The following is a 12,508-nucleotide window of genomic DNA, read 5'->3' on the forward strand; positions in this document are numbered from 1 at the left end:
AAAAGGGGCGGCCTTCCCTAAGAAGACCACCCCGTCCGCCAATATAAAAACAGATCAGTATGGCTAATGTGCGGCCACTACCGGCTGTAAATCCAGCCCTTTCAATTCTACTTTCGGTGGGATCAGCTTATAAATGATAGGCGTTACTATCCGCGATAGCAACGTCGAGCTGATAAGTCCGCCGATCAGCACGATCGCCAGTGGCGAGATCAGCGGATTTGTTGAGATAGCGATGGGGATAAGACCACCGATAGCTGTGAGCGAGGTCAGCACAATTGGCAGGAACCGGATCTCACCAGCCTCCCGGATCGCCTCCTCCAGCGATTTACCTTCCGCCCGCAACTGGTTCGTGAAATCTACCAGCAGGATCGTATTTTTTACTTCTATACCTGCCAGCGCGATCATACCGATAATAGCCACAAAAGATAAGGAATTACCGGTCAGCCAGAGCGCAACAGCAGCACCTACCACGCCCAAAGGTATTACCGAGAGGACGATCAGCGTACTCTTGAAAGTACGGAACTCCAACACCAATACTGCGATGAACAGGAACACGGTCACAATGATGATATTCATAAAGCCGCCGAATGAATCCTGTCGTGATTCCACTTCTCCTCCCATTTCATAACTATATCCCGCCGGCAGGCGCTCCTTGTTCATTTGTGCGATTACTTCATTGATCACCCGGTCTGTCAGGAATCCCTTTTTGATATTTGCCATCACAGATACCACTCTTCGTTTCTCCTGGTGATTGATATTCAGTGGAGAGGTCTCCAGCTGTAAGGTAGCTACCTGTGTCAGCGGAATAGACTTACCCGCCAGGTTGTTCACGTACAGGTTGTTAAATACCTCCAGCGTAGGATGCTGCTGCTTGTTGCGTGTCAGCAGGATATCGTAATCATTTTCATTCTTGTCTGAATACGTACCGATGTTTAATCCCGCTACTGCCAGCCGCACCGTGCGGTCAATATTCACTGAGGGTACACCGAGCAGCTGCGCTTTCTCTTTGTCAATAGCTACCCGTATATCACTCTTCAGCAAGCTCACCGGATTGTTCACGTAAATAGTACCGGGAGTACGCTGTAAGATCTGCTCTACACGACCTGCCAGCTTACGCAAAGTGTCCAGGTTCTCTCCGAATAATCGTACTTCTACCGGTGCCAGCACCAAAGGCCCTTGCTCAAAGTTTTTTACCTCTACTTTTGCGCCGGGATAAGGCGTCCACTTGGCACGAAGCCGCTCTATCAGCGCCAGCTTGTTGGCAGGAGAGGTCTCCGGGTGCAATTGCACGAAAAGCTGCGCATAGTCTGTCCGCTCATTCTCTGGTATCTCGTTGTAATAAATACGTGGATTACCCTTACCGTTATGTGTGGCAAAATACTGTATGTCCTTTTCCTGCCGTAGCTCCCGCTCAATATGTTTGGCGATACTGTCCGTATAGTTCAGACTGGACTGCGGCGGTGTAGTGATATTGATCAGGAACTGCGGCTTCTCAGAAGAGGGGAATAAACTGAAACCGATCATGTTGAATAAGACCATCGAGCCCAGGAAGATCACTATGGTAACAGCAATCGTCAGCACCGGCCGTTGCAGGGCTTTGTCGAGTATCCGGGCATAGCTGCCGTGTATCCCCCGTTTCAAAGCACGCATGAAGATATTACCTTCCGGATGCCCGCTGTGTGCACGTAACAACTTGCTCGACAGGAAGGGTATCACTGTCAGTGATACGATCATAGAAGCAAACACACTCAGTATCACAGCCAGCGGCAGGCTACGGATGAAATCACCCGCTCCTTCAGGCAGGAATACCAATGGCATAAAGGCAATGATCAGCGTTGCGGTACAACCCACTACCGCCATACCTATCTGCTGGGTAGCCTTCAAGGTCGCTTCCATACGGCTATGCCCCTCCAGCATCCAACGTTCTATATTTTCTACCACTACGATACTGTCATCCACCAGTAATCCCAATGCTACCACCAGGCCTACTATACTCAACTGGTTCAGGCTGTAGCCGAATAAATTCAGCAAGATGATGCCGATAGCAAGTGATAAAGGAATGGAGATCATAACGATCAGCGCAGGACGGAACCCTAATGGTAGCAATGTAACGGCTACCAGCAGGATGGCGATGATAAAGTCAGTACCCAATCCTCCCAGCCTGCGGTTTACATTATCCGCCTGGTCAAAATGCTGGATCATATCCACATCTGCAGGCAGCGTCTTGCGGAACTGCTCCAGCACCGGTTTATAGAGCTCCTGCGTCTTGCTGATGTTAGCGCCTTCCTTCTGAGCAGCCACCACAAATACACAGCGATGTCCATTTAGCCGGGTATTATATTTCGTATCATCGTAACCGTAATAGATCTTGGCAACGTCTTTCAGGAAGATATTCCGTCCGCTGTTGGCATACACTACCGTATTGCTGATCTCATCGAGGGACTGATAGTTGCCGCTGGTCTTGATGTTATAGCTTCTGTTACCGGCTATTACACTACCTCCGGGAATATTGGTACTCTCATTCTGCAGGCTGTTAATGACGTTCCCGACGGGCAGGTTCATCTGGGCCAGTTTCCCCAACTCCAGTTCTATTCTTACCTGCCGGTCCGGTATACCGGATACCTTCACATTTTTTAACGGTGGCACCCGCTCCAGCTGCTTCTGTAACTCTTCCGCATAGTATTGCAGCTTGCCCCTGGGCGCACTTTCAGATACCAACGCCACCTGTATCACATTCACATCCGATGGCTGTGCTCTTTTGATCTCCAGCGTAAGGTTTTCTTTAGGCAGATCATTACGCATGCTGTTGACTACCCGCGTAAGCTCCTGGAACTTCTCATCCGCCTTACTGTTGTATACATAGTCTACCCGTAATACAGCTACGCCATCGCTGATAGAAGTACGTATACGTTTGATATTCTCCTGGGCATATATTTCTTTTTCCAGCGGATCCACTACCAGCTCCTCCATATCATGCGGGTTGGTACCTGGGTAGATCGCTACCACGGAAAAACTGGGGGACTTAATATCCGGATCTTCCGCTCTAGGCATGTTAAAGACAGTGGTGATGCCCAACACGATGACCATGATGAAAATGATCAGTGTAAACTGGTAATTGCGGACTGCATATGCAGATATCTTCATATTCTTTCAATTGGCTGGTTATGGAATCACCCGGATAGGGCTGTTGTCTGTCAGGTAAGCACTCCCGGAGATGACCACCGCCTGCACGCCTTGCAGGCCATTACTGATCAATACACGGTCTTTCTCCATGCCGGCGATGATCACCGGCTGTTTGTGCGCACGCTTGCCGTCGTTGGTTACAAATACATAACCATGACTGCCATCTCCATCCAGCAGAGCGTCATAAGGGATCTCCCATTTGTCGACTGCTTTGTTGATCACCGCTGCATGGGGATAGATCATCGCCTTGCCAAACAAGCCAAAGGCAATAGAAGCCGGTGCTGCCTGGATCAGCCTTATGTCAGCATAGAAAGCGCCGGTAGCAGGATCTATACCTTCCGACTTCCGGTTTATCTCACCACGGAACACCTTACCCGGTGCTGATTCGATCTCTACGGCAGCAGAATCCCGTAACTGGATAGCCGCCCAGTCCTTATTACTCAGGGCTACACGCAGCAACCAGTTGCCCGATTGCGCACCGTTCGTCTGTATCACCGGTGTGCCGGCACCGATCACTTGTCCCTCACTGGCCAGCTTACGTAATACATACCCGTTGTGCGTAGCACGTATCTCAGAATGACTGCGGTTGAACAGTACTGCGTTTAGCTGTTGCTGCGAAAGGTCCAGTGCGGTCTTGGCATTCTGCAATTGCTCCAGTGTAGCCACACTGTCCTTGTAAAGGTTCAGAGAACGCTGGTGATCACGCTGTGCTTTCTCATAAGCCAGCTGCGCTTGTTGCACCTGCGTATTGATCTCCGTCAGGTTAAGCGATGCTACCACTTGCCCTTGCCTGATCGCATCGCCTTCCTTCACGAGTATACGCTGTATGATACCGCCGGTCTTGAAGGATAACAGCACTTCGTCATCAGTCGTGAACTGCCCGGATACAGCTATGCTGCTGGCAAAAGAAGAAGGACCCAATGGCAGTAACTTCACGGGAATAACATCCTGCTTTTGTTGGGTGGTCTCGCTGGTCGCACTATGCGCCCCGCAGGACATTAACCCGATGGCGGGTATGCTGAGTATTAGTAAAGCATGTATTGTTTTCATGGTGTTTAGGTTTAGTGGGAAGAAGTAGTATTGAGTGAATAAGAAGCCTGTGCCCTTTCTATATTAGCCTGTGCGGTCAGTACCTGTGCAAAGGCCAGTGAGAGTTGAATACGGGCGGTGGTAAGTTGTTGCTGTGCATCCAGCAGCTCCAGGTATAAAAGTTGCCCTTCCTTATATACTTTCATCTGGTCACGATAATATTTCTCTGCTAATTGCAGCTGGGTCTGCGCACTCTCATAGTTAGCCGCAGCGGTCCGTTGGTCATTGTCAGCATTCAGCAACTCCAGGGAGATGGATTGCTGCGTCTGATCCAGCTGTGCGCGTACCGCGCTGATATCGGCAGCAGCCTGGTTGATCTGCTGTTTGCGCCGGCCGGCATTGAAGAGGTCCCATTCCAATGTTACCCCAAAAAGATAGTAGCGCGACCGGTTGTCGAAATGCCAGTTGAATGCCTGCGATCCCAGGTCTACAAATGTGGACAGTTTAGGGACAAAACTGCTCCTGAATGCCTGTTGCTGCAACAGGGCCAGCTTTTCCCGTTGTTGCAGCTGTACTAGCTCTTCCCGGCTTGAAGTGCCTGCTGCTGTGCCATCGGGAGTGCCGGCTGCTATCTGTTGAAATACACTGCTGTCTATGGCGATACTGTCTGTCAACGGGCGGTTTAAAAGGAAGTTGAAGTAGGCCTGTGCTTTCCGTTGCTGGTTTTCCGCCTGGGTGATGCTGGCGCTGATCTTTTGTTGCTCCGTTTGGGAGCGGGTCAGGGCGGTGTTGTTACGTACACCGTTCTTTAACAGGCTGGTATTGACCCTTATGTTTTCCTGTACCAGCTGCATGGATTGCTGATAGATCTGCACGGCCTGTATCGCCTGGAAATACTGATAATAGGCCGCTTTAATATCCCGTACCAGGGCACGTTTGTATACATTCACCCCGGCTTGCGCCAATGAAATGTTCTCCTGCCGCATCTTTCTGGCATACCATATCTCCGTGTTGATCAGTGGGAGGGAGGTACGGAATTTTGCATCATAGAAGTTGTCAGGGTTGAGCTGTTCGGATACATTGTTAAGCTGCGGAAATTGTTTGCTGTTTGTTAGCTGGTTAAGGGTAGTATATACCGGGTTGAGCATGTCGCCTACCGGGATATCGATGGTACGTCCGCCCTTTGCTTTGTTGTAATTAGCGAGCAGGCTTACATGGGGGAGGAAGTAGCTCTTTGCCTCCTGTAAAGCATAGAGCGACTTTTCCAGCTGCAGCTGCTGTTGCTGTAACCCTTGGTTACGGGTGAAGGCTTGCTGGATGTAGTTATCCAGGGTGTGCTGGGCCTTCAGACTAGGGGAGACGCCTGCAAGATAAGTTAATGTGAACAGCAGACGTTTCTTAATCATTGTTGACATAATAAACAGTGTTTAGTAATGTGGCCAAAAAAAGATTCCAGGTGCACGCAGGAATCTAGTTGTCATAATAGACGACTATGCCGGTAAAATATTTTAAAATAGGTATATTATGTTTTGATGAGCGTCAGGAACTGATCCACCGACGCATCGATAATGGCCGTCACCTGTGTCTCGTTTTCTAGTCGCAATATCTTGAACCGGCAACGGATATTTAAGGAAACCACCCCATGTACCATAGACCATAAGGTCAGCCCGGCTACAGGGGGATTGGTAAATCGTATCAGGCCCTGTTCGATACATTCGTTGATACAGGTCTGCAGGTAATTGAAGCAGGCCAGCCCATTTTCCCATTCCTTTTCTTCATCTTCTACGGCTTTCATAGGTGACCGCAGAATAAACATCAGATCATAGAGGTCCGGATGTTCAGCAGCAAACTTTATATAAAGTCTTGCCAGTTGCTCTAGTCGTTCCATCGGGTGCCTGGCAGTAGCATGTGCAAGAAATGTCTCGTATAACTGGCTAAATGCTTCCCTTTGCACTTCGTACAACAATTCATCCTTGTCTTTATAATAAAGATAGAGGGTCGCAGGGCTATACTCAATCTTATCCGCTATCTTGCGGATAGAGGTCTTTTCATAGCCCTCCTCTACAAACATCTTTAAAGCAGCAGAGATAATCAGCTTGCGCATTTCCTGCCTTTCCCGCTCTTTTCTATCAGAAATAGCCATGCCTGATTTGTTTACAATGCAAATTTACTGAACAGTGTTTATTTTTCCAAAATGTCTATGAGATTTTCTTGATTGCATATTTCCGCTTCATTTACTAACTTTCTATTTCAATCGATTACATTGAAATATATTACCACGTTTTTGAACACTATCAGCATATCACTGCTGATATTCTATCAGGGACAAAGCCTCTCTGCACAGGCTATTACTGCTGCTAAACAATCTCTGACAGCAACGCTTGACCTCTATTACAATAATGAATACAGGAAGGATAAGCAAGGGAATGTGTCCCGCTGGCATTATACCTGGGAGGAGACTGACTATGGAGGTTATTCTGACTGGGCTGCCTGTTTTCATAAGGCAGGGGTACTTACAGATACCCTGTCTGTTGCGCCAACGGCAGCGCTATTGAAACATACCGATATTTACATCATCGCTGATCCGGATACGGAGAAGGAGACAGCACAACCGCATTTTATGAATGATAAGGAGGCGGCTGTTATTTATAACTGGGTGAAAAAAGGAGGGGTACTTGTCATTATGCAAAACGACTCTGCCAATGCGGAGCACAAGAATTTTAACCGTTTAACGGAACGTTTTGGTATTCATTTTAATGAAGACAGTCATAACCGGGTACAGGGAAAACAATATGAACAAGGAGCTTTTCTTCTCCCGCCGGATCATGAAATATTCAAAGGCATTCAAAAGGTATATATTAAGGAGATAGCCAGTCAGCAACTTACTCCACCTGCCCGTGCGGTCTATGAAAAGGACGGTCATGTATTTATGTCGGTATCGAAAGTAGGGAAGGGGACCGTATTTGCGGTAGGTGATCCGTGGTTTTATAATGAATATACAGATGGAAAAAGACTAAGCTCCGACTATGAAAATTATGCGGCAGCACAGGCTTTGGTCTACTGGCTGGTAGCACAGACCCGGCATCCTTCTGCTAAAAAGATTTAACATTTTTTTATTTTTTCTAAAATTCTCCTATCTTAGTTGCAGGTTCAAACTTATATATCTCTTAGCTAAAACGATTTATCAACTAAACAAAAATTATTGCTAATAAGGCTAAAATTCACACGTTTCACTCAATCGCAGCGGACCCGCCAAGGGGGAGGCGGGTCCGTTTGCCCACGATCACCTGAAATTACTTGTTACAAAATTTACACATTATTCCTGCCATGCGATCGATTAAATAAAGATATATCGTCTGTTCAGCACATTATGATGTAAGTCCGTCTTAATATCCTCACAAAAAGAACCAGTACATAAAGGCTACGCTCATGTCGTCAGGACGATGATAACTGTCGCTTGTCTATGCATGTTCCCGCGCCAAAGCAAAAATTAGAACTTAACTGTGAATGCAAAAACAAACAATTCCGCTATGAAGAAGAACAACCATGTAATGACCAGGACAGGGGTCTTAGCCTTGTTACTGCTGTTCATTTCCTTGATGGGGTTTGCACAGAGCCGTACTATCACCGGTAAGGTGACAGATGCATCCGGCCCCCTGGTAAATGTATCCATCCAGGTGAAAGGAACTACCACTGGCGCCTACACCAACGCTGAGGGTAATTTCTCCCTGAAAGTACCTTCTAATGCTGCCGTATTGGTGATCCGTTACGTAGGCATGGAAACACAGGAAGTCCCTGTAGGGGAACAGTCTGTGGTAAACGTCACCATGAAGTCAACTGCCGGCGACCTCAATGAGGTGGTTGTAGTAGGTTATGGTACGCAGAAAAGATCTGACCTGACCGGTGCTGTTGGTAGTGTAAAAGCTGCCGAACTGCAGCAACGTCCGGCTGTGAGCCTTGAGCAGGCGCTGGCTGGCCGTATTGCCGGTGTGAACGTATCTACTAACTCCGGTCGTCCCGGTGGCCGTACCAGGGTACAGATCCGTGGTTTCAGCTCCATCAACGCTGGTGTAGACCCGCTCTATGTAGTAGATGGTATCATCTGGATCGGAGGTATCGGTTCTATCAACCCCAATGATATAGAGAGCATCGATGTATTGAAAGATGCATCTGCGACAGCGATATATGGTACCCGCGGTACCAATGGTGTGATCATGGTGACTACTAAACGTGGCCGTAAAGGTTCCAGTGGTGTTAGTTATGATGGATTCATGAGTGTGAGCAAAATGGCACGTAAGCAAAAAGTACTGAACTCCAGAGAGTGGCTGATGGTAGAAGAGCAGGCATATAAAAATGCAGCTAAATTCGATCCGGATGGTTTCGCGCAGGGTAAGTACAAAGATCCCATCGAAAAAAGAAAACAATATATCGGTAAACTCTTCGATGCCAACCTGAATCCACTATATGATGTGGACTGGCAGGACGAAGCTACCCGTACTGCTATCAGCCAGGCGCACAACCTGTCTTATACCGGTAGTGACGAAAAAACCAACTATGGTTTATTCCTGGGATACCAGAACGACAACGGTATCATTAAAAACTCTTACCTCAAACGTTACAATGTAAGAGCGGTATTAGATCGCCAGATGACGGACTGGTTGAAAGTAGGCGGTACGATCGCTTACTCCAACATTGAAGAAAGAAGATCAGACGAAAGCACCGGTGCTAACAACGTTCCCCGTCAGATGATCGAAATGGTGCCTTTCATTCCTTACAAATATCCTGATGGTACTTTCGGTTACCGTAAGGACTATGAAGGTCTTGAAGGTGGTGACAACCCGCTCACACAGCTGCAGGAAGTAAAACGCCTCTATAAGACCAGCCTGTTCAACGGTAACACCTATGTGAACATGAAGCTAATCAAAGGCCTGGAATTTACCAGTACATTCGGTGTGAACATCCGTAACCAGAGCAACCCTTATTTCAAGAGCACTTTCTCTGACCTGGATGGTGGTTTAGGTAATAACTATGCAGAGATCTATAATGAAGATCAGAAATTCTGGCAGTGGTCTAACAACCTGAACTATAATACGGAGTTTGGCAAAGACCATAAACTGAATGTATTGCTCGGTACTGAGTTACAGCACAGCGAACTGCAGACTTACAAGGCAAACGCCAGGAACTTCCCGGATAACTATTTCGAATGGAACAAGCTGCAACTTGGTGCGATCGCTCCTGGTTCAGAATCTTCCTGGATAGGAGAGAAGATGGCCTCTTTCTTCGGCCGTGTGTTCTATACCTTCAAGGATAAATACCTGCTGACCATCACTGGTCGTGCGGATGGTTCTTCCAAATTTGGTAGCGACAACAAATTTGCCTTCTTCCCCTCTGCGGCATTTGCATGGAGGGCTTCTGAAGAAGAATTCCTGAAAAACAGCAAGGTGATCTCTAACCTGAAAGTGAGAACAAGTGCGGGTGTTACCGGTAACTCCGGTATCACTGCATACACCAGCCGTAGCAATATGAAAGCTACTGACCTGTATGTATTCAACGGTACCAGAACGCCTACCTTCCAGATCGATAACCTGGGTAACAGTGGTTTGAAATGGGAGAAAACAGCGCAATATGATCTGGGTGTAGACATCGGATTTTTGGAGAACAGAATCTCTTTGAGCGCAGATGCTTATATCAAAAAGACCACTGACCTGCTGCTGGCAGCTCCGGTACCTGCTACCAGCGGTTATACCACCATGCTGCGTAACATCGGTAGCTTACAGAACGTGGGTGTGGATCTGAGCTTGAATACTGTAAACATCCAGCGTAAAGACTTTACCTGGAACACTACTTTGAACTTCTCCTGGTTTAAGAACAAGATCACGGCACTGGGTAGCAACAACGAAGACATCTTCATGCTGCCTGACTTCCTCGGCAGAACCAACATTCTGCGTGTAGGCCAATCCGTAGCATCTTTTTATGGTTATGTGAGAGAAGGTACCTGGAGTGAAGCAGAAGCTGCACAAGCTGCACGTTATGGCAGAAAACCAGGTGACCTGAAATTCAAAGACCTGAACAACGACGGACAGATCAACAACGACGACCGTCAGATCATCGGTAAAGGTATTCCTGATTTCTATGGTACTTTCCTGAACAGCTTCCGTTACAAACAATTCGACCTGGTACTTGAGCTGCAATACTCTTATGGCAACGATGTGTTCAAACTGACGGAGCACTCTTCTGAAGACCGTGTAGGTATTGCCAACAGTTACAAAACAGTACTGGATGCCTGGACGCCTCAAAACCAGAACACACCGATCGCTCAGTGGAGAGCTACCGGCGCTGGTTATGACTCCAGACTTGATACCCGCAAAGTGGAAGATGGTTCTTTCATCCGTGGTAAGAACGTGGCATTGGGTTACACGCTTAAACCAGAAGTGGCCAAACGTTTAAAGTTGAGCAATCTCCGTGTGTATGTATCTGCGCAGAACTTCTTCCTGCTCACCAAATACACCGGTTACGATCCGGAGACCAGTACCTGGGATGATACTTTCGCACAGGGTATCCAGTTCCACGATTATCCTAAAGCAAGAACATTCACACTGGGTCTCAACGTAAACTTCTAATTAACCACTAAACGACTGCAATTATGAAATTCAACATAAAGAGATTAGGGTATGCAGCCATGCTGGGAGCGATAGTGGCTACTGGTAGTGGTTGTAAAAAATATCTTGAGGAAGAGAATCGTTCTGCGATCGAGCAGGATAAATTTTACGCGAACGAAGCACAGGCAAAATCTGGTGTGGCGGGTGTGTATGAAAAGATGAAAAAGCTGCTGAATGGAGATGGTTATGGTGAGTCACCGTTTATCTCGCTGGAGTTGCCTGTAGGCCATGCGACTACTTTGGGACAGAGTTTTTTCAACCTGCAGCTGATCAAACATACTGCCGGTTCTGAATTGACGTCTTTCAAAACCGTATGGGTAGAGTTCTACAATGGGGTAGCTAATGCCAACCTGGCATTGACCAAGCTAACTGCTACTCCCATGGATGAAAATGCCAAGAAAGCACTGATCGGCGAGGTATCTTTCCTCAGGGCGTTCTACTATTTCCACCTGGTAAGATTATACGGAGATATTCCGTTGATCACGGCAAGAGTGGACGCGAACAGTCCGGATCTGTATCCTTCCCGTGCTACGAAAGAGCAGGTATATGACCTGATCGTGAAGGATCTACAAACTGCGGAGGCTTCCGGTATGGCACAAACAGACAGGACGGGCAGGGTGTCCCTGGCGGCAGTAAAGACGTTGCTGGCCAATGTGTACCTGACGATGGCTGGTCAGCCGCTGAACAAAGGTGTATCTCACTATCAGCTGGCTGCCAACAAGGCTAAAGAGGTGATCGACATGGGGGCATACAAACTGTTCAGTGATTACCTGTTCCTGCATGACAGGGCGCATAAGAACCAGGATGAGTTTATCCTGCAGGTACAGTATCAATCAGGTATCTATACTAACTCCCTGGCGCAGTACATTATTCCAGAGAAAAGCGGTATCTCTAAATTCGGTGATGAATATGGTGCTCTGAACCCATTGCCGGCGTTTGCAGCTACTTATGAGACTGGAGATAAACGTACACAGGAGCGGCAGTTTTTCTTCAGATCTGCTAAGCTGATCAACAGTGCTACTGTCGTTAATTTCGGCTATCCTGCGCTATTTAAATACTGGTATGAAGAAGCGGGTGGTGCTAACGGCGACCTGCAATCTGATCAGAACCTGACGCTGATGCGTTTGCCGGAAACTTTCCTGATCTATGCGGAAGCTAAGAATGAGGCGACAGGTGCGGATGATCTGGCGTTCCAGGTGGTGGACAGTATCCGTCACAGGGCTTTGCTGCCTTCTTTGAACAGGGGGCTTACCAAAGACCAGTTCCGGGAAGCGGTGTGGAAAGAGCGTTATCATGAGCTATGTTTTGAGAACAAGGCTTACTTCGACCTGCAACGTACCCGTAAGGCTTATGATCTGAAGAACAACCGTTTTGTGGATCTGGTGGGTTATACTAACGAAAACGGTGCTACTTTTACAGAGAAGTATTTGTTATGGCCTATACCGCAAACAGAATTGGATGCAAATCCCAAACTGAAACCTAACAACAAAGGATGGTAGTTATTACCATTGCAATTTATATCCTCGCTGATGTGCTGCAATGGCCGTCAGCGAGGATTATTTTATCTATACCTGGAAGTAAAAAAAGGCACTAACACATTAGGCTTACCAGAACAGTGAACGAATGGCGGATGAAAA

Annotated in this window: 7 protein-coding genes; 3 read left to right on the forward strand and 4 right to left on the reverse strand. The window is 47.5% G+C overall.

Translation table 11 applies throughout. From position 1 onward, the window contains the following. Positions 1-63: 63 nt before the first annotated feature. The 4 genes from KTO58_RS07335 to KTO58_RS07350 all read right to left on the reverse strand — a co-directional run bounded on the left by KTO58_RS07335 (position 64) and on the right by KTO58_RS07350 (position 6,355). Positions 64-3,144 carry an efflux RND transporter permease subunit gene (locus KTO58_RS07335; RefSeq protein ID WP_095840008.1) on the reverse strand — a complete coding sequence of 1,027 codons (3,081 nt, stop codon included), beginning with the start codon at positions 3,142-3,144 and terminating at the stop codon, positions 64-66. An 18-nt stretch (positions 3,145-3,162) separates the two neighbouring features. After that, a complete protein-coding gene (locus KTO58_RS07340) occupies positions 3,163-4,233 on the reverse strand; it encodes an efflux RND transporter periplasmic adaptor subunit (protein ID WP_095840007.1) in 1,071 nt (356 codons plus the stop codon). Between the two features lie 11 nt (positions 4,234-4,244). Beyond that, positions 4,245-5,627 carry a TolC family protein gene (locus KTO58_RS07345; RefSeq protein WP_225860113.1) on the reverse strand — a complete coding sequence of 461 codons (1,383 nt, stop codon included), beginning with the start codon at positions 5,625-5,627 and terminating at the stop codon, positions 4,245-4,247. Positions 5,628-5,734: 107 nt separating this feature from the next. Further along, a complete protein-coding gene (locus KTO58_RS07350) occupies positions 5,735-6,355 on the reverse strand; it encodes a TetR/AcrR family transcriptional regulator (RefSeq protein WP_095840005.1) in 621 nt (206 codons plus the stop codon). Between the two features lie 141 nt (positions 6,356-6,496). On the opposite strand from KTO58_RS07350, the gene KTO58_RS07355 reads away from it, so the two are divergent. The 3 genes from KTO58_RS07355 (at position 6,497) to KTO58_RS07365 (ending at position 12,370) form a co-directional block, all read left to right on the forward strand. Next, positions 6,497-7,318: a DUF4350 domain-containing protein gene (locus KTO58_RS07355; RefSeq protein WP_157753127.1), complete on the forward strand. Its 822-nt coding sequence runs from the start codon at positions 6,497-6,499 to the stop codon at positions 7,316-7,318. A gap of 424 nt (positions 7,319-7,742) precedes the next feature. After that, entirely contained in the window at positions 7,743-10,832 is a 3,090-nt protein-coding gene (locus tag KTO58_RS07360; protein WP_095840003.1) for a SusC/RagA family TonB-linked outer membrane protein, read from the forward strand. Between the two features lie 23 nt (positions 10,833-10,855). After that, positions 10,856-12,370 carry a RagB/SusD family nutrient uptake outer membrane protein gene (locus tag KTO58_RS07365; RefSeq protein WP_198314985.1) on the forward strand — a complete coding sequence of 505 codons (1,515 nt, stop codon included), beginning with the start codon at positions 10,856-10,858 and terminating at the stop codon, positions 12,368-12,370. The last annotated feature ends 138 nt before the right edge of the window (positions 12,371-12,508 follow it).

It is taken from the genome of Chitinophaga pendula, from assembly GCF_020386615.1.
Classification (GTDB): Bacteria; Bacteroidota; Bacteroidia; order Chitinophagales; family Chitinophagaceae; genus Chitinophaga; species Chitinophaga pendula.